General features: G+C 66.9%; 15 protein-coding genes and 1 pseudogene. 14 read left to right on the forward strand and 2 right to left on the reverse strand.

The window, feature by feature from the left end; all coding sequences use genetic code 11:
* Positions 1-347: 347 nt before the first annotated feature.
* The 14 genes and pseudogenes from B1L11_RS14420 to rfbB all read left to right on the forward strand — a co-directional run bounded on the left by B1L11_RS14420 (position 348) and on the right by rfbB (position 15,093).
* Entirely contained in the window at positions 348-1,574 is a 1,227-nt protein-coding gene (locus B1L11_RS14420; protein WP_143737263.1) for a hypothetical protein, read from the forward strand.
* Positions 1,575-1,865: 291 nt separating this feature from the next.
* Complete coding sequence (locus B1L11_RS14425) at positions 1,866-3,002, forward strand: glycosyltransferase (RefSeq protein ID WP_256862537.1); 1,137 nt, start codon at positions 1,866-1,868, stop codon at positions 3,000-3,002.
* A 337-nt stretch (positions 3,003-3,339) separates the two neighbouring features.
* On the forward strand, positions 3,340-4,569 hold the full coding sequence (rffA, locus tag B1L11_RS14430) for a dTDP-4-amino-4,6-dideoxygalactose transaminase (RefSeq protein ID WP_079314949.1): 1,230 nt from the start codon (positions 3,340-3,342) through the stop codon (positions 4,567-4,569).
* A gap of 298 nt (positions 4,570-4,867) precedes the next feature.
* Positions 4,868-7,054 (forward strand): hypothetical protein, encoded by a 2,187-nt coding sequence (locus B1L11_RS14435; protein WP_143737264.1) that lies wholly within the window; start codon positions 4,868-4,870, stop codon positions 7,052-7,054.
* A gap of 191 nt (positions 7,055-7,245) precedes the next feature.
* Positions 7,246-7,608 (forward strand): annotated as a pseudogene (locus B1L11_RS54800) (DegT/DnrJ/EryC1/StrS family aminotransferase); the annotation flags it as partial.
* A 7-nt stretch (positions 7,609-7,615) separates the two neighbouring features.
* Entirely contained in the window at positions 7,616-8,266 is a 651-nt protein-coding gene (locus B1L11_RS50760) for a DegT/DnrJ/EryC1/StrS aminotransferase family protein (protein ID WP_256862538.1), read from the forward strand.
* Positions 8,267-8,279: 13 nt separating this feature from the next.
* Positions 8,280-9,251, forward strand: coding sequence for a glycosyltransferase family 2 protein (locus tag B1L11_RS14445; RefSeq protein WP_218671119.1), 972 nt, complete (start codon positions 8,280-8,282; stop codon positions 9,249-9,251).
* Entirely contained in the window at positions 9,248-10,192 is a 945-nt protein-coding gene (locus B1L11_RS53985) for a WxcM-like domain-containing protein (RefSeq protein ID WP_079314952.1), read from the forward strand. The genes B1L11_RS14445 and B1L11_RS53985 overlap by 4 nt, the downstream gene beginning before the upstream one ends.
* Positions 10,189-10,656, forward strand: a complete 468-nt coding sequence (locus B1L11_RS14455) for a GtrA family protein (RefSeq protein WP_079314953.1) — start codon at positions 10,189-10,191, stop codon at positions 10,654-10,656. The genes B1L11_RS53985 and B1L11_RS14455 overlap by 4 nt, the downstream gene beginning before the upstream one ends.
* Entirely contained in the window at positions 10,580-11,713 is a 1,134-nt protein-coding gene (locus B1L11_RS14460) for a glycosyltransferase family 2 protein (RefSeq protein ID WP_256862534.1), read from the forward strand. The genes B1L11_RS14455 and B1L11_RS14460 overlap by 77 nt, the downstream gene beginning before the upstream one ends.
* 5 nt (positions 11,714-11,718) lie before the next feature.
* Positions 11,719-12,423, forward strand: coding sequence for a WbqC family protein (locus B1L11_RS14465; RefSeq protein WP_079314955.1), 705 nt, complete (start codon positions 11,719-11,721; stop codon positions 12,421-12,423).
* 5 nt (positions 12,424-12,428) lie between these two features.
* On the forward strand, positions 12,429-12,902 hold the full coding sequence (locus B1L11_RS14470; RefSeq protein WP_143737266.1) for a GtrA family protein: 474 nt from the start codon (positions 12,429-12,431) through the stop codon (positions 12,900-12,902).
* Positions 12,903-13,051: 149 nt separating this feature from the next.
* Positions 13,052-14,119: a glucose-1-phosphate thymidylyltransferase gene (locus B1L11_RS14475; RefSeq protein WP_079314957.1), complete on the forward strand. Its 1,068-nt coding sequence runs from the start codon at positions 13,052-13,054 to the stop codon at positions 14,117-14,119.
* Entirely contained in the window at positions 14,116-15,093 is a 978-nt protein-coding gene (gene rfbB, locus B1L11_RS14480; protein ID WP_079314958.1) for a dTDP-glucose 4,6-dehydratase, read from the forward strand. Before B1L11_RS14475 ends, rfbB begins: the two co-directional genes overlap by 4 nt.
* 543 nt (positions 15,094-15,636) lie before the next feature.
* On the opposite strand, the gene B1L11_RS14485 is transcribed toward rfbB, so the two are convergent.
* Positions 15,637-17,145: an MBL fold metallo-hydrolase gene (locus B1L11_RS14485; RefSeq protein ID WP_218671120.1), complete on the reverse strand. Its 1,509-nt coding sequence runs from the start codon at positions 17,143-17,145 to the stop codon at positions 15,637-15,639.
* A 156-nt stretch (positions 17,146-17,301) separates the two neighbouring features.
* Positions 17,302-19,218: an asparagine synthase (glutamine-hydrolyzing) gene (gene asnB / locus B1L11_RS14490; protein WP_079314960.1), complete on the reverse strand. Its 1,917-nt coding sequence runs from the start codon at positions 19,216-19,218 to the stop codon at positions 17,302-17,304.
* Positions 19,219-19,233: the final 15 nt, after the last annotated feature.

Below are 19,233 nucleotides of genomic sequence, written 5' to 3' on the forward strand. Positions count from 1 at the left end.
CCCATTCGCGGGTGTCCGCTACGACGACGTTGCCCTTGGTGACCTCGTCTTCGCTCTTCACGGTTTCTTGCGTGAACGGGAGTCAGGAGGCCGACATGAGGATTCTCCAGGCAAGGATGTCATGGCGGCGAGGTGAAACATCTGTGTCAGCGCATAGCCGTTTGATTAGAAGTGACCGAGGCCTGGATGGCGAGGGTTCGTAAACCATGTCGACAACCTTTCTCAGGCGCTCTCTCCGCCGGCTTCGGCTCCCGCTTGGGCGGCATCTGCTCACCTTCACGTCGCTGAGCTCGGCCGGGCTCGGGGAGACCGTTCTTCCCACGCTCAGCCTCATAGCCCTCGTCCGAGTGACCGGGGCCGAGACCTCCGGGCATGTCATCTTCGCCCAGTCCCTCGCGAGCTTCTGGTTCCTCGTGTTCGATCCCTGTCTGGAGAGGGCCACCCAGCGGTTCGTCCCGATCGAGCAGGAGCGGACCGGTCACGGGTGCGCACTCTTCCTGCGCCTGCTGCGCCTGGACGCCGGGATCGCCCTCGCGGCGACCGTGGTCGCCCTCGCCGCGGTTCTCGGCGCGTGGATGTTGGGCATCCTCTCGGCGGACCTTGCGCTCATGCTCGTCCTCTCGGTCGCCGGACGTGGTGTCATGGCCCCGTATGGCATGGCGTTCACGGGGTTCGCGATCGCGGACCGGTTGCGTGTGTCGGGACTCCTGCGCGTGCAGGGCGCGCTCGTTTCGTTCGGATTGTCGCTCGCCGGACTCTTCACCGGTGGACCTCTGCTCTATCTGGCCGGTCAGGCGGTGGGCGCACTCCTGGTCGCTGCGGTGCTCTGCCTCCTCGCCTCGCGCGCGGTGGCACAGTCACTGGGCCCAGCCGTCGGCAGCCCACGGCTACCCGCGGGGATGCTCCGGTTCACCCTGCCGACCTCAATCGGCACGATTGTGGCGGGGATTTCCGACACCGGCATTCTCACCATCGCGGGCTTCGTCGGCGGACCACCCCTCGTCACCATACTCAAGATCACAATGGCTCCCGGGCGCTTCTATGCCACCCTGGCCACTCCGGTCGCGGCGATGCTGTATCCACGACTCGCCCAAGCCGTCGCGCGAGGAGCCGGCGCGGCTGTCATCAAACGCGACATCGCGCGTACCACGCTGCTGATGACGGGGGGCGGAGCGCTGACGGCCGCCATCGCCCTTCCGATGCTCGGCACCGTCATCACCGTGGCCTATGGCGCGGAATTCGCCGACACCGGCGTGGTCGCGATGCTGCTCCTCGGCGCGGCGTGCGTGAAGGGCCTGGTCTGCTGGTGCAATGTTCTCCCCCTCGCAACGGGGAAGCCGGGCTGGCGGCTCGCCTATCTCTGCGCAGAGGCGGCCCTACTCGTCGCAGCGTTGCTCATCGCGGCGTGGACGGCTACCGCAGCCTTGACGACGGCACTTCTCTTCGCGTGGGGGAGGCTGGTGATCGCCATCCTCGGCACCGGATTCTGGATCACGTCGCTGCGACGCGTCATCACGTCCGAATCACACGTCCGCCTTCCGGATTCGGCGGCACGTCCCACCCAGAGCGCGTGACCCCGCATACGGCCTGGAATGGCTCTGTCGGGGGTAATGCCGAGGACAGAACTGCGCAATGTCTCGCGGTCTTATGGCGACGTCGCCGACGATGCCTGCTCCGTGAGGGCGATCCTGATTCAGCCACCGACTTCACGTCCTCGGAGGCGGCGTCCTCCCTCGTTCGTCGGCCGCAACTAAGTCTGTGCCGCTGAGAAGCAGCTCTCGTGATCACCGTGACACCCGGCCGAACCTTCCTAGATCGAAAGAGTCTCGTAGATGCGTACGGAACAAACAGCTGCGCAGGCCTCGATGTCAGGAACGCGTCCCAGAAAGGTTTTCTTGGTCGCGGATCAGTTGGCTCTCGGGGGAGCCGAGAATCAACTCGTTCTTCTCGCTCGGAGCCTGCACCGTCGAGGCATCGAGACGGTCGTGCTCGTGATGTTCGGCGGTGGGCCACACGAAGCCGCGCTGAGAGACGAGGGGATAACTGTCGTCTACCTCGGTTTTCGGGGTGGACGTGAGATTCCTCGTGACCCGGCCAACACTTTCGCGGCTTTCATCCGCCTGGTTCGGCTGCTTCGGCGGGAGAAGCCAGACGTGGTACACGCTTTCCTGTATTACGCGTATGTAGTAGTCGCGCCTGCAGCCCGGCTTGCCGGAGTACCCGTGGTCGTGGCCGGACGGCGAAACATGGGGTTCTATAAAGAGAACAGCAAGAAGAAGGCGATGCTGGCCGTCGAGCGCGTCGCCACCCGGATGACGGATCGCGTTATCGCCATCTCCCGGGCGGTGGCAGAAAACACGGTACGCCAGGAAGGGCTGGACGCAAACAAGATCACCACGGTCTACAACGGACTGGCGCCGGAGGCGTTCGACGAAGTCATGCCGGCTGCCATCGACACCGCCCTGCCCGTGGTCCTCTGTGTCGCCAACCTGCGTAGTTCGAAGGGTCACAAATACCTGATCGAAGCCATGGGCTTGCTGGAGGAGCGAGGGATCGCCGGCACGCTTCTCCTGGTCGGCGACGGGGTCGAACGTGAGGGTCTCGAGGAGCAGGCACGGCGACTCTCCGCGGACATCCGTTTTCTCGGCCTTCGTCAAGACGTCGCCGCCTTGTTGCGGCGCGCGGACGTCTTCGTTCTGCCGTCGGTGAGCGAAGGGCTCAGCACTGCCGTGATGGAGGCGATGGCCGCGTGCGTTCCTGTTGTCGCAACCGCGTCCGGCGGGCCCCCCGAATTGCTCGAAGGGCGAGGTCTGGTCGTCCCCCCCGGCGACGCCGCCGCTCTGGCCGACGCTCTGGCCACCCTGCTGGCGGATCGCGAGCGCGCTCGTGATCTCGCGGTCAAGGCCCAGGCGTGGGCCAGAAGCCACCTGACCCTCGACGCCATGGTGGACGAACACGTCCAGATCTACAGTGAACTCCTGGCACGCGCCCGCACGAGATAGTCGTTTCCCGCAGACCTGCCGGCGCCGCCGATCTTCGCGGCGGTCGAACGGCCCCCAGCCGCGCTGAGGGCCGTTCGCCGTATTCGAAGAGCGGGACACCGGACGCCGGTTCTCGCCCCACGCGCGGACGGCGCGGATGGCGGCCGAACCCGCGTCCCGCCGCTGATGTTCGGGCTTTACGGCGCACGGGCCCAAGGCGAGGGCGGGTGAGTCGCCGACGTCCGAGAACCTTCAGCACGCCGTCTCGGTATCGGAGAATCTCGTCAACCCTGGTCTGAGGGCGTCGTCGGCCTGGAGTGGCGTGATCCGTTGTTAGGTGCGCCGTAAGGCTTTCGCAATGGCTCGCCAGACGCCCGCGACGCCGCTGGAGGCTGCTGGGCCGCCGTCGTTCACTGTGGTAGTGACCACGACCGGCCTTAGTGCGATTCCCTTCAATCGACCGCATGTCGCGCGGAACGAGCTCAACTACATCACCGAGGCCGTGCGGAATGGCTTCACCTGCGGCGACGGTCCGTTCACGAGGCGCGCCACGGCGCTGCTCGAGGAGATCACGCAGGCGGGTGAGGCGATGCTGACCACATCGTGCACGCACGCACTGGAGATGACCGCGATCCTGCTCGACCTGCGGCCGGGCGACGAAGTGATCATGCCGTCCTTCACCTTCGTCTCCACCGCCAACGCGTACGCCCTGCGGGGAGCGGTTCCGGTGTTCGCCGACTGCAGGCCCGACACGCTGAACATCGATGAGCGACTCGTCGAGGGCGCGATCACGCGGCGTACCCGGGCCGTCGTCGTCGTCCATTACGCCGGGGTCGCCTGCGAGATGGAGACGATCGGCAAGATCTGCGAGCGGTACGGTCTCGCTCTGATCGAGGACAACGCGCACGGCCTAGGGGGCTTCTATCGGGGCAGGCCGCTCGGCTCCTTCGGCGAGATGGCGACACAGAGCTTCCACGAGACAAAGAACGTCCAGTGCGGGGAGGGCGGCGCCCTTCTGCTCAACGACCCGGGACTCGTCGCCCGCGCGGAGATCATCAGGGAGAAGGGCACCGACAGAAGCCGGTTCTTCCGCGGGCAGGTGGACAAGTATCGCTGGATCGACATCGGCTCCAGCTATCTGCCGTCCGACGTTCTCGCCGCGATGCTGGTCGCCCAGCTCGAATCCTTCCCGAGCGTCCAGGCTCGGCGGCACGCCATATGGAGCAGGTACCACGAGGAGCTGGCCGGCTGGGCGGAAGAGAACGGGATTCGACGCCCGATCGTCCCCGATGACTGCGAACATCCGGCGCACCTCTATCACCTGCTCTTCCCCGGCCTCGAGCACCGGCAGTCCTTCATCGCCCACCTTGCGGAACGGGGCATAGGAGCGGCGTTCCACTACCAGCCCCTGCACAACGCGCCCGCAGGTCTCCTGCACGGCAGGGCCATCCCCGGAGGATGCCCGGTGACGGAGGATGCCGCCGGCCGCCTCGTACGGCTGCCGCTGTTCGCGGACCTGGACGAGGACGACGTGACCCGCGTGATCGACGCCGTGCGCGCCTTCGAGGTGACCGGCCGGCAGCGGTGACATCGGCGGCGGGACATCGACCGGGGCGGACCCGGAGAGCGCGACCTCGTGGAGCCGATGAAGGCCGCACCGTGATGCCATCACGGGTCATGAAAGGAGTGGCCAAGAACATCACCGTTCGCGAGTGTCCGGCAGTACGCGGGCGCTGTCGGTCGCCAGTCTCTCCCGCATGGGTGAAGTGCCGTCCCTCCTGCGATCCAAGCCGATGGCGACGCGGGAAAAGACTCCAAGGAACCGACCGGTCACGACGAGGACATTGGCGAGATGGCTGCCTGCGACGTTCGCGGCCGTTCTCACCGTGGCGGTCGTGCACTTCTTCGGAGTTTCCATCGGTGATGTCGCCATCTTCGCGGCCTATGTCATGCTTGGCGTCGCCGTGCCCGGCGTGCTGTGGGTCCGTGTGTTGTACCGCGGCGACCGTACAAGGGCAGAGGAGATCGCCCTCGGTCTGACCTGCGGCTATGCGATCGAGGTATTCTTCTACATCGGCGTGCGCGCCCTGGGGGCGCCGCTGCTCGTGGTGATCTGGCCGATCACCACCTACGTTCTGTTTCTGGCCGTCCCCGGGCTGCGGGGGCACTGGAGGGGCGGTCGCCGCCGAAGCACGCCACCGCTCTGGTACTCCTGGTCGCTCGCCATCGCCTTCGTTTATCTCGTGCTCTGGGGCGCCGTCACCTACTTCAGGACCACGGCGCTGACCTGGCCGGCGCTCGGGAGCGCGGCGCCCGACGTCTCCTTCCATCTCGCTTTGATAGGCGAGCTGAAGCACCACGTTCCGCCGACCATCCCGATGGTCGCCGGTGAGCCGCTGCTCTATCACTGGTTCGTCTACGCACACCTCGCCGCGGCGAGCTGGACCACGGGCCTGGAGCCATTGGTACTGCTGACCCGCCTGGCCATGCTGCCCATGCTCGCGGCCCTCGTCGTCCTGATCGGGATGACCGCCAGGCGCGTCATCGGCCTTTGGGGAGGCGCGTCGATCGCCGTCGTGGGTGCGGTTTTCGCCGCGATTCCGAGCCTGTACCTCGGCAGCAACGGGTCGTTCACCTTCATCGGGATTCCCGAGCACGCGTGGACGAGTCCCACCCAGACCTTTGGTTCCTTGCTGTTCGCCGCAGTCATGATCCTCATTGTCGACACTCGTCGTCATCGAGATCACGCCCGCGAATGGCTTCTGCTGGTTCTCCTGCTCGTCGCGGTCATGGGGGCGAAGGCGACCTATCTGCCCATGCTCGCAGCGGGGCTGCTCGCGGTAGCCGTGGTCGAGACCGTCAGGCGGCGCCGCCCGTCCCGGCAGACAGCCGCGGTGCTGGCGATCACTGGAGGGTGTCTGCTGTACGGGCAGCTGGTCCTGTTCGGCGGTGCCCGGCACGCCACGATGGTCATCCCCTTGTACTTCGTAGGGACAACCTGGGATGAACTCACTGGATTGGGAAAGCCGGCAGAGCCGTCTTCGGGTTCGATGCTCGCCTTGACCCTGGTGTGCCTGCTGGGCTTGCTCATCACCTGGTCGGGCATCTTGGGGCTGCTGAGCCGTCCCCGATCGCTCCTCAGACCTCCGGTGATCCTCATGCTGGGCATCGGAGCGGTGGGCCTCGGCGCGGCGCTGCTTCTGGGCCATCCCGGCCACAGTCAGGTCTTCTTCCTCGGGGGTGCCTATCCCTATCTGGCGATCGTGGCGGTCTACGGAATCCTCGCCGTCGTACGGCGTGCGGGCCTGTCCTACCGGGGGGTGGCTTTCGCCGTCTGCGCGGGGCTGGTCGCCGTCTACGTCATTCCCCTCGCGTGTGGTGTCCGCGTGCCGCTTCGCCCGGGCCAGCCGGACACGGTCCTGATCTGGCCCTACGTCGCGCTGCTGGTCCTCGCCGTCGTCGCAGCGATCATCCTGATCGCGGTGCGGGGACGTCTCCACGCCGCGGCCATCATGATCGTGCTGTCCGCGAGCATGGGCCTGCTCGCAGACGGTCACACGCACGCTCTGGGACTTCTCTTCGGACAATCCACTCCTCGCGGATCAGGTCCGACGGTGAAGACTCCGGCATACCCGCCCGGTGCCATGGCGGCTGGACGTTGGTTGCGTTCGCACTCGAGTCCCGACGATATAGTCGCGACGAACGCGCACTGCCTGTGGGGGCAGGCCGATCCCTGCGACAGCCGTCACTTCTGGGTGGCCGCGTTCTCGGAACGGCGGGTGCTGCTCGAGGGGTGGGCCTTCACGGCGACGAACGAGGACCGCTGGCGGCCGGGTCTGTCGGTGCTGCACCTCCCGTTCTGGGACGAGCGGAGCCTGGCGGCGAACGAGGCGGCCTTCACGACTCCTTCCGCGTCGTCGATCCGGCTCCTCCGCGAGCGCTACGGAGTGGGTTGGCTTTTCGTCGACGAGCAGTTCGCCGGGTCGGAAAAGAGAATCGGCGAATTCGCGGATCTACGGTTTCGTTCCGGTGACTATGCCGTCTATCGGGTGCGGGACGACGGGGAACATTGATCCGCCCCATTACCGGCAAAGAAACGATCAGCAGGGTGCGCCGGGCCATTCGCCGGTGCGGAAATCCATAGGCTGATCGCGTCGAGCACGTCGAGACAGCGAGGGAAGACGTGACTGACCAGATCCTGGTGAACGACCTCCGGCGTCATGCGGCTCTGACGGAGCCGGTCGTCCGCGCTCCTGTCCAGCGGGTGCTGAGCAGCGGCTGGTACATCCTGGGCGAGGAGTGCGAAGCCTTCGAGCGGGAATTCGCCGAATACTGCGGCACTGCCTACTGCGTGGGCGTCGCCAGCGGAACGGACGCCATCGAACTCGGTCTTCGCGCGCTCGGCGTCGGCCCGGGCAGCCGCGTGGCGACGGTCGCGAACGCCGGCTGCTACACGACCACCGCACTGATGGCACTCGGCGCGGAACCGGTCTTCGTGGACGTGGACCGCGGTACGCGGCTGATGGACCTCGCCCACCTCAAGCAGATCCTGGAGGAACGAGCCCTCGACGCGGTCGTGATCACGCATCTCTTCGGGCTCCTGCACGACATGGAGGCGGTCCTCGATCTCACGGATCGGGCCGGTCTTCCCGTACTGGAGGACTGCGCGCAGGCCCACGGAGCCCGCCGGGGACGGCCGGCGGGCGGGGTCGTTCGGCGCCGCGGCGAGTTTCAGCTTCTATCCGACGAAGAACCTGGGCGCGCTGGGCGACGGTGGCGCCGTGGTCACCGGCAGCCCGGAGGTGGCCGAGCGGGTGAAGCGCCTGCGGCAGTACGGCTGGGAATCGAGATATCGGGCCGGCGTCAGAGGAGGGCGCAACAGCCGCCTCGACGAGATGCAGGCCGCGATACTGCGGGCCAAGCTTCCTCTGCTCGACGGCTGGAACGAGCGGCGCCGCGAGATCGCGGCTCGCTACTCGCGGGAGATCGCCAACCCGAGGGTGACATGTCCTCCGGTCCACGGAGAGGAATTCACCGGTCACCTGTACGTCGTGACGAGCGATGACAGACAGGCACTCCGGGCTCATCTCGCCGGGGCGTCGATCCTGACGGATGTGCACTACCCGGTCCCGGACCACCGTCAGCCCGTGCTGGCCGAGTTCGGGGAGTGGCCCGGTCTCCCGGTCACCGACGACCTATCGGCCTCGATCCTCACGCTGCCCTGCTACGCCGAGCTCTCCGATGAGGAGGTCACGCGAGTGATCTCCTCCGTCAACACCTGGTGACCCGATGTTCTCAGTGATCGTTCCCGTTTACCGGAACGCGGAATTCGTGCCGCAGTTGATCGCGGAGTTCAGCGGCATAAGTGCGATCGCCGCCGAACGGTACGGAATGCCGGTGGAGGTCGTCTTCGTCGTCGACGCCAGTCCGGACGACAGCTACGAGCTTCTCGAAAGGGCCCTGCCGCAGGCGCCGTTCCGCTCGCAACTGCTCCTGCACGCCCGCAACTTCGGCGCGTTCGCCGCCATCCGCACCGGTCTGCGCGCGGCCCGGGGCGACTATTTCGCAGTGATCAACGCGGACCTGCAGGAGCCGCCGGAGCTTCTGCTCCAGTTTCTGGACAGGCTCGTGCGCGACGACATGGACATCGCGGTGGGAGTCCGGGAGGGGCGCGACGATCCGGGAATGTCGCGCCTGGCGGCGAACCTGTTCTGGGCGTTCTACCGCCGTTTCGTCGTCAAGGAGATCCCATCCGGAGGAGTCGACGTCTTCGGGTGCAACAGGCGGATCAGGGACGAGCTTTTGCGACTGGAGGAGGCGAACAGCTCCCTCGTCGGCCTCGTCTACTGGCTCGGCTTCCGGCGATGCGAGGTGCCGTTCCAGCGGCGGGCACGAGCGCACGGCAAGAGCACCTGGACGCTCGCCAAGAAAGTCACCTACTTCATGGACAGTGTCTTCGCCTTCACGGACCTGCCGATCCGCGTTTTCACGGTCTTGGGAGCGCTCGGAGTCGTCCTCGCGGCCTGCCTCGGCGTCTTCGTCTTCGTCATGCGGCTGACCGGTCAGATCGCCGCGGCGGGCTACACGACCACGATCCTGGTCATCACCTTCTTCGGGGCGCTGAACACTCTGGGACTCGGTCTTCTCGGGTCCTACGCGTGGCGGAGCTATGAGAACACCAAGAAACGGCCGCTGGCTCTGGTGCGCTCGGCTTGCTTCTTCGACGGTGCTTCCGGCCCCGTTTCTCTGTACACCGGCAGGCGTTCATGAAACAGGCCTTCATCCATCCGCAGGCCATCTGTGAAAGCACGGACATCGGAGCCGGCACTCGGATCTGGGCGTTCGCGCACGTGCTCCCGGGGGCACGCCTCGGGGCCGAGTGCAACATCTGCGACGGTGTCTTCGTCGAGAACGACGTCGTTCTCGGAGATCGCGTGACCGTCAAGTGCGGTGTCCAGATATGGGACGGGATAACGATCGAGGACGACGTCTTCATCGGCCCCAACGCGACGTTCACGAACGACCCGTTCCCGCGAAGCAAGGTCTACCCGGAACGTTTCGCCCGCACGGTCGTCCGCTCCGGTGCGTCCATCGGCGCGAACAGCACGATCCTGCCGGGTGTGGAGATCGGCACCGGCGCGATGGTGGGGGCGGGGGCCGTCGTGACGCGTTCGGTTCCTCCGAATTCGGTTGTGGTGGGCAATCCCGCCCGCATCAAGGGCTATGTCACCGACTTCGGGCATCTCGCCACATCCCCTCCCAGCCGTGACACGGGGGGCACGGTGAGGTTCGGAGTCGGGGAAGCGAGCTTGCACGAATTGCACCTCATCAAGGACCTGCGCGGCGATCTCTCGGTCGGCGAGTTCGAGCGGGAGCTGCCGTTCGTGCCCAAGCGCTATTTCCTGGTCTTCAACGTGCCGAGCAGGGAGGTCCGGGGAGAGCACGCGCACCGCCGGTGCGAGCAGTTCCTGATCTGTGTGCGGGGCTCCTGCGGCGTTCTGCTGGACGACGGCCGCAACCGGCGTGAGGTCACCCTGGACAGCCCCAGCCGCGGGGTCTACATGCCGGCCATGATCTGGGGCACGCAGTACAGGTACTCGCCCGACGCCGTGCTCCTCGTGTTCGCCTCCCACTACTACGACCCGGACGACTACATCCGCTCGTACGACGAGTTCCTGGACATCGTCTCCAGGCAGACGGTTCCCTCGTGAGGGATCGGCAGTTCCTCCGTTTCCTGGCGGGTGGCGCCGTCAACAGCGGCGCCACGTACGCGCTGTTCGTCGTCCTCTCCAGGTGGCTGCCGTCGCCGGCGGCCTACACGGTGATGTACGTGGCCGGTATCGCCTTCGCCTATGTCGTCAACGCGGCGTTCGTGTTCCGCGCCCGGGCGTCGATCGGTTCCGTCGTCCGGTTCCCGGGCGTCTACCTCGTCCAATATCTCGTCGGTCTGGCCCTCCTGACGCTCCTGGTCCGGCTGGGAGTCGACGGCCGGGCGGCGATGCCGGTGACGATGTGCGTGACGGTTCCGCTCACCTTCCTGATGAGCCGGCAGGTGTTCAGGAAAAGGGAGGAGTTCGCCTCAGGAGGGGGATCCAAGAATGCGGGCCGCATCCATCAATATCGCGCAAATCCAGACGCGTGGGTCCGGATTCCGGAGCGGAACTCGTCAGACTGACGCCATGACGAGCGTATCCGTCGTGATTCCCTGTTACCGGTCGGCGCAGACGCTGCCGACCTTGGTGGAACGGATTCTCGCCGTTCTGCCCACCGCCACCTCGCTGTTCGAGGTCGTACTCGTCGTCGACGGCTCGCCGGACGACACATGGGAAGTGGCTCAGGAGCTTGTCGAACGGCACGATGTCGTCCGCGCGGTGTTGCTGGCCAGGAACTACGGGCAGCAGAACGCTCTCGTCGCCGGCATACGCAGCGCGCGACACGAGATCGTGGTGACGATGGACGACGATCTCCAGCACTCACCGGAGGAGATCCCCAAGCTCCTGGCGGGACTGGGTCCCGACCTCGACATCGTCTACGGAGTCCCCGTCGCCGGGAAACACGGACCCCTGCGCAACCTCGCCTCCAGATCCCTGAAGGCGGTCCTCGGCGGGCGGTTCGGCGGAGAACACGCCCAGTACATCTCTGCGTTCAGGGCTTTCCGGGCATTTCTGCGGGAGTCGTTGGACAGGGTGGAGGTCCCGCACACCCAGGTCGACATCGCGTTCTCCTGGGCGACCACGAGGATCGGAGCGGTCCCGGTGAACCTGCAGGAAAGAAGGGTCGGGCGATCCAACTACACCCTGCCGATGCTGGTCCGGCATGCGATCGTCGTCCTCGTGGGCTACAGCACCGTTCCGCTCCGTCTGGTGACCTACTTCGGGTTGCTGACCGGAGCTCTTGGGCTCACCCTGCTCGGGGTCTTCCTTTGGATGTACTGGTCCGGGGCCAGCACGGTGGCGGGTTTCACGTCGACGGCGTCGATGATCTCGCTCTTCGCCGCCGCGCAGATGATCGCACTCGGAGTCATCGGAGAATACCTCGGCAGGATCCACACCGAACGGATGGGGCGGCCCATGTACATCGTCCGGCAGCGGTGTGAGCACGGCGCCGCACGTCTGACGGCGGCGGAGGCCGCCGCGGCGCCGGTCGCCCGGCCGGCGGCCGACGACCGCGGCGTCCGACCCCAGGAGAGCCTTGCACAGGCGGCATGGCATTCGAGCGGGCCGAGAGTGTGAGACGCATGAAACGCATCGCCATCGTCCAGTCCAACTACATCCCCTGGAAGGGATACTTCGACCTGATCGCTCACGTCGACGAGTTCGTCCTGCTCGATGACGTGCAGTACACCGGCAGGGACTGGCGTAACCGCAACCGGATCAAGACGGCGCGGGGGCTCGACTGGCTGTCGATTCCGGTCACGGGCGGACCCCGGAGCCGGCTGATCAACGAGGTCACGACGAGCGATCCGCAATGGCGCACCGCGCATTGGCGGATCCTCGCGCAGACGTACCGGAAGGCCGCCTTCTTCGACGAGGCCGCGCCCGTCGTGGAGGAGCTCTACCGGCGCTGTGAAAGCGACCGGCTGTCCGAGATCAACAGGCACTTCCTCGAAGGGCTCTGCCCGCTGCTCGGCATCCGGGCCAACCTCAGCCGGGCGGAGAGTTACGGCGCGACCGGTTCGAAGACCGAGCGTCTCGTCGACCTGTGCCGGAAGGCCGGTGCCGGCCACTACGTGACGGGCCCGGCCGCCCGGGCCTATCTGGATGAGAGCCTCTTCCGCCAGGAGGGCATCGAGGTCGAGTGGTTCGACTACTCGGGCTATCCCGAGTACCCGCAGCTCCACCCGCCGTTCGACCACCGGGTGACCGTGCTCGATCTCATCTTCAGCACGGGGGCCGCGGCCGGTGGCTACCTGAAGCGCGGCGCGCCCGGGCGACGGAGGTGAGCGGCATGGACAGCGGAACGCTGCTCAAACCGAACAACCGGAGCGTCCGGGCGCCGCATGCCCTTCCGTGGGCGCCGCTCCGGGCTCTGCTCGGCCAGCGGATCACCTATCTGCTGGCGGGCGCCCTGACGGCGGGCGTCTACTACGCCCTGCTCGGCCTCGGTCTGCTCGTCGCCATGGACACGGTGCCCTACCTTGTCCTTGTCGTGGTCAGCCACTTCATCACGACGTTGATCCTTTATCCGGTTTACCGCCTGGTGGTTTTCAAGGTTTCCGGGCAGGGATGGCTGTCCGGCTTCCTGCGTTTCTACGCTGTCGGTCTGACGTTTCTCGGCTCCTCCGTCGTCGGCCTCCCCATCCTGGTGGAGATCGCTGGGATTCCGCTCATGGTGGCGCAGGCGCTGATAATCCTGCTGAGTCCGCCGCTGAGTTACGCGATAAATCGGACCTGGGCATTCCGGGCGCGCAACATCGTCTAACACGGGCAAGATGTGCGACGCGGTTCCGCAAAAGCCACCGCCGTCAGAACGGGGCCGATTCGGGCGCGGGCTAGTGTCGAGCCGTTATCTGGCCGACCCGGCCACGCCTTCTAGTCAAAGGGCGCAACCATGGAAGGACTCGAGGAGCGGTGAAGGCACTCGTTCTGGCAGGCGGCAACGGGACGAGACTGCGCCCGCTGACCCACACCTCGGCGAAACAACTGGTTCCTGTTGCGAACAAACCGGTGCTCTTCTACGGGCTGGAGGCCATCAGGGCAGCCGGCATCACCACGGTGGGAATCATCGTCGGCGATACCGGACGGGAGGTCCGGGAGGCGGTCGGCGACGGTTCCGCGTTCGGGCTCGACGTCACCTACATCCGTCAGGAGGCGCCGCTCGGCCTCGCGCACTGCGTCCTCATCGCGCGGGACTTCCTGGTCGACGATCCGTTCGTGATGTACCTGGGCGACAACTTCCTCGTCGAAGGAATCACCGGCCTGGTCGACGCCTTCCACGCGGCGGACTGCGACGCGCGCATCCTGCTCACCAAGGTGGCCGAGCCCCAGTACTACGGCGTGGCGGAACTCGGGCCGGACGGGGAGATCCTCGCGCTGCAGGAGAAGCCGGAACATCCGCGCAGCGATCTCGCCATCGTGGGGGTCTACACGTTCTCGCCGGCGATACATGAGGCGGTACGCGCGATCAGGCCGTCCGCCCGGGGTGAGCTGGAGATCACCGACGCCATCACCTGGCTCATCGACACCGGCCACCGTGTCCAGTCGCACTTCGTCACGGGCTATTGGAAGGACACCGGCCGGCTTGAGGACATGCTGGAGTGCAACCGCATCGTCCTCGAGGCGGTCGAGCCCGACCTCGGCGGCACGGTGGACGGGCTCTCGGAGATAACCGGGCGGGTCATCGTCGCCCCCGGCGCGGTCGTGGAGAGTTCGGTCATCCGGGGACCCGCTGTGATCGGCGCGGACGCCAAGATCTGCCGCTCCTACGTCGGCCCCTACACGTCCATCGGCGAGGGCTGCGTGCTCGAGGACGCGGAAGTGGACTACAGCATCGTGCTCGGCGACTCGTCGATCCGCGGCGTCTCCGGACTCACGCACTCGCTCATCGGCCGCAACGTCGAGGTGACCCGGGCGACCGGTGTGCCCAACACTTATCAGCTCATGGTCGGAGACCACAGCAAGGTTCAGGTGCGCGCATGAAGCTTCTGGTTCCCGGCGGCGCGGGCTTCATCGGTTCCCACTACGTGAGGTCCTTGCTGTCCGGAGCGTATCCGGGCTTCGAGGACGCGCACGTGACGGTGCTGGACAAGCTCACGTACGCGGGCAACCCGGCCAACCTCGCCCCGGTCGAGGGTGACTCAAGGTTCACCTTCGTCCGCGGTGACATCGCCGACGCCGGGCTGCTCCGAGACGTGGTCCCCGGGCACGACGTGATCGTGAACTTCGCGGCGGAGACGCATGTCGACCGCTCGATCACGAGCGCCGGGGATTTCGTGACGACCAACGTCCAGGGCACCCAGCGGCTCCTGCAGGCGGCGCTGGACGCAGACGTCCGCACGGTCGTCCAGGTCTCGACGGACGAGGTCTACGGGTCGATCGAGGCGGGGGCGTGGACCGAAACGGAGCCGCTGCTGCCCAACTCGCCCTATTCGGCCGCCAAGGCGGGCGCCGACCTGTTCTGCCGGGCATACCACCGCACCTACGGTCTCGACGTACGGGTCACCCGGTGCACCAACAACTATGGCCCCTACCAGCACCCCGAGAAGGTCATCCCGCTGTTCGTCACCAACCTGATCGACGGGAAGGCCGTCCCGCTGTACGGCGACGGCCGCAACGTGCGGGAGTGGCTGCACGTGGACGACCACTGCCGGGCCATCCAGCTCGTCGTGGAGAAGGGCTCGGCCGGGGAGATCTACAACGTCGGGGGAGGGACCGAGCTCACCAATCTCGAACTCACCGAGCGGCTCCTCGCGGCGTTCGGCGTGGGATGGGAGATGGTCCGGCACGTTCCCGACCGGCTCGGTCACGACCTGCGCTATTCGGTCGACTCCAGCAAGATCCGATCGATCGGCTACGAGCCCAAGATCGACTTCGACGAGGGACTCGCCCGGCTCGTCCGGTGGTACCGCGACAACCAGGATTGGTGGCGCGGCCTCGTGACCGCCGATTCCTGACCGCGCCACTGGCGGAGCGCCCGGCGGCACTGCGGTGCGCCCGGCCGGCGGCCGATCACCGGTACACGCCCGTCGTCCCGGCGCGGGGTCCGCCCCGCGCCGGACGTGCGACGCCTCAGACCGTGTTCGCGGAAGGCCGCCGGCGGTACAGGCGCAGGTGGTCCTGAACCGTCTCGTGTTCGAAACCGAGCCCCCACTCGCGGCTCCACTGCGGGGGTTGTTGTACACCACCGTCAGCGGACGGGGAGCGCGATCAAGGCTCGCCACCACCTGCTTGCCGACCTCCCGCAGGGTGGCGGGATCGAACAGGTACACGACGGTCGCGTCGCCGGGGACCTCATACATTCTCGTGTCCGCATGCTCGATCCGGACGTCCTGGCAGCGGAACTTCGGCCGGGCGGCCAGGTTCGCCAGGGCGCGCCGGTGGATCTCGGCCTGGCATACGATCCCGATCATCCGGCGCACCCGCGTGTGCCGAGCGCCACGTGCCGTGCGGGACCCGCCAGGCGGATGCCGCCCCCTGTCTCGGCTTGCCGTGGATGGTTACGCTCCGTCCGCCTGATCCAGGGGCTCCACACGCAGCGGCAAGGTGGCCCCGCTGACGCACCTGCCGGTCGCGACATCCCATCTCCAGTGGTGGCGCGGGCATTCGATAACCCCGTCGTGGATGGCGGCGTACGCGAGGTCCTCACCGGCGTGGGGGCAGAACCGCTGCATCCGCAGGCCGTCGCGCTCGATGGTCTCGGTGTTGTGCCGCTCTCTGAGCATCTGGAGGGTCTGCACCGGCTGGTTGCCGTACCGTAGCAGGCTCATGAACGTGAGATCGAAGACGTCCGGTTCCCGGTGCAGGCCCACGCGCATGGACAGCAGGGCCTCCTCCCAGCCGACCCGTTCCTCGATGATCGCCCTCATGGTCCTCGGGCACAGCAGCAGGGTGTATTCGGGGTCGTACGGCTCTTCGCCCTCGATGACGAACCGCTCGGCCAGACGGCCCAGCCGGACGTCCCACATGCGGCCGTCGGCCACCAGGCGGATGTCCTTCGAAAAGTCGCCGAGAAAGCGCTTGTTGTACCGCTGGAGCTTGCCGAAGTAGGCCTCTATCTCCTCGGCGGTCACCGGATCGGCGGGCTCGTCGTAGAACGCGCTCCACTCGTCGTGACGCCGTTCCCGGTAGGCGGCGAGGTCCTCGGAGGTCCGCGCCCCGGGGAAACGCTCCACCCGCCGCCGGTCCCCGAGCCGCAGCGCGTCGCCGGGGTACAGCCGCAGAACCTCGACGTCGGGGCAGGCCTCACTGAACTCTTCGGCGACGTCCTCCCAATGCGGGAAGATCGTCGCATCGCGGTCGTTGTAGGCCTCCAGCACAGGATCGAGGAAACAGGCGGGGCCGGCGGAGGGCAGGTAGGCGGACGCCTCCGTGATCCGCAGCTTGCGATAGAGGGTGTCGAGATGGTCTGCCCGTACGATGTCCACCTTCTTGCTCATCACGTCCGGCGGATAGTCGTAGCAGTTGGGGTACCACATGGCCCCTGAGTACTGCGCACTCAGCAGGTCGACGCCCTGGGGCAGTTCCGACATCGGTGTGTTGCAGTCGTTGAGATCGAGGAACCGGAAATCGCCGAGGTCGAGCAGCAGCCCGCTGTCTTCCTTGTGGCTCGTGTCCAGGTACATGGTCGCGGTGAAGCCCGGGGCGAGCTCATAGGTCTCCTTGTGGCCGAGGGCCACGACGTTGTCGTACCCCAGGGCGGAGAAGCGCTTCACCATGATCTTCGACCGATACCGGGGGACGATCACCGTGATCGATCTGTCGAGTGTGCGGAGGACGCGCTCGTCGAAGTGGTCCTCGTGGGCGTGCGAGACGTAGAGGAAATCGAAATGCCCGTTACGGACGGTGTCCAGCAGATACCGGTTATCTGGATAAGGGAACCATGAGTACAGGAATGCCGGGTAGAACCACGGGTCGATGAGCAGGCGCACCCCATGGTGTTCGGCGACGAACCCCGCGTGCCCGAGATAGCGCAATGTGGACTCGTGTCCGGCGCGTCGCAGATTCAAGAAAAGGTCCTTCCGGAGAAGACGAGTCGTGCCATTCAGCTGAAATCGCAGCATGTCATCGGCTCGTGTGGATGGTGCTGGCCGAGGCCGGGGTGTGGTGTTCAGCCCTCTGAGAAGGGCTGTTTCCGGTGTCGGCCAGGATGGGCGATGGACCTGTCACGGTCCCGGGGGCGGGCAGCCGGCCTCCGCCGTGACGAGCCCGCCCGCCTCCGCGTGCGTGCGGTGCCAGAGCTCGAACTGGAGCAGCGTCCACAGGTGCGTGCTGTGGTCTTCGCCCGCAGCGTGCCGGCGCAGAAGGCTCCGCACGGTCTCCGGACGGAACAGGCCCCGGCCCCGCGCGGTGTCATCGGTGAGCATGTCGTGGGAGAGGTCCCGCAGTTCTCGGCGGAGCCAGGCGGCGAGCGGAACGCCGAATCCCCGCTTCGGGCAGTTCAGCAGCTCAGGCGGCAGCCACGGGGCGACCGCGCGCTTGAGCAGCAGCTTCGTCCGGCCGCCACGGATGTGCAGGCCGAGAGGAAGGGCCGCCGCCCATTCCATCAGACGATGGTCCAGAAACGGAGATCGGGCCTCCAGCGAGTTGGCCATCGAGGTGATGTCCACCTTCACGAGCAGGTCGCCGGGCAGGTAGCTCTGGACGTCCACGTCGAGGACGCGCCCGAGGTCGGTGCCCGCCGGGGAGTCACGGTAGATCGCCTCGAGCAGCAGGTGACTGTCCGTCTCCGCCAGCCGGTCACGCAGCGCGTCGCCGTAGAGCTCGGCCTTCTGCTTCGGCGTGAAGCAGGACATGAGGCCGGCGTAGCGGCGGGAGGGGCGCTCCGCGGCGAAGCGCATCAACCGGCCGAGCCGCCGAAGGCGCGACCGTGAGTGGCTCCTCCGGGTGATGAGGTCGCCGACCCGCGAGGACACCGCGGCGAGCGGGCCGGGCAGGGCCGGGATTCTCCGGGCCTGGTTCATCAGGGCGTACCGCTGGTAGCCGCCGAAGGATTCGTCGCCTCCGTCTCCGTTGAGCGCGACGGTGACGTGCCTTCGGCTCAGCTGCGCGACGTAGAAGGTGGGAATCGCGGAGGAGTCGGCGAAGGGCTCGTCGAAGTGCCATGCCAGGCGCGGCAGGATGTCGAGGAGGTCGGCGGACACCACCAGCTCGTGGTGGTCCGTGCCGTAGCGGTCGGCGACCAGGCGGGCCATGTCCCGCTCGTCGTACCTGCTGTCATCGAAGCCGATGCAGAAGGTCTTCACGCGCCCGGAGCTCTGCATCGCCATGGCCGCTACGACGGCGGAGGAGTCGACGCCGCCGGAGAGGAACGCGCCGATGGGGCGCTCGCTGACCAGGCGGATCCTGGTCGCCTCCAGCAGGAGCTCCCGGAGCTGTTCCTCGGCCTCCCGCTCGTCCACCGGCCCGCCTCCGGTCCGGTCGAGGCTCCAGTAGCGGCTGACGGTGACCCTGCCCCGCTCCCAGACGAGGAGGTGACCTGGCGGGAGCTTCTGCACCCCCGCGTAGATCGACCAGGGGGCGGGGACGTACTGGTAGGTCAGGTAGTGGTGCAGGGCGACGGGGTCGATGCCGCGGGCCATCCGGGGATCCTGGGCGAGGGATTTGAGCTCGGAGGCGAAGTGGATGGAGGTCCCGTCGGCCCGCCAGTACAGGGGCTTCTTGCCGACACGGTCTCTGGCGAGGAGCAGCCGCTGGCGGGCGCGGTCCCAGATGGCGAAGGCGAACATGCCGCGGAGGCGGTGGACGAGGTCGGCGCCGTGTTCCTCGTAGAGGTGGACGAGGGTCTCCGAGTCGCCCTGGCCGCGGAGCCGATGTCCTCTGGCGACGAGGTCGCGGCGGAGTTCCGGATAGTTGTAGATCTCGCCGTTGAAGACGGCGACGACGGTGCCGTCCTCGTTGCGGACGGGTTGGTCCCCGGTGGCGACGTCGATGATGGCCAGGCGGCGCATGCCGAGTGAGGCGTGCGGGTCGTCGTGGTAGCCGGCGCCGTCGGGACCGCGGTGGACGATCACCTCGCACATACGGCGGACCAGGTCGGGGTCCGGGGTCAGGGTGGACGCCATTCCGGCTATCCCGCACATCGATCCTCCAGGTGC

This window comes from Microbispora sp. GKU 823 (assembly GCF_002027145.1).
In the GTDB taxonomy this organism is placed as follows: domain Bacteria; phylum Actinomycetota; class Actinomycetes; order Streptosporangiales; family Streptosporangiaceae; genus Microbispora; species Microbispora siamensis.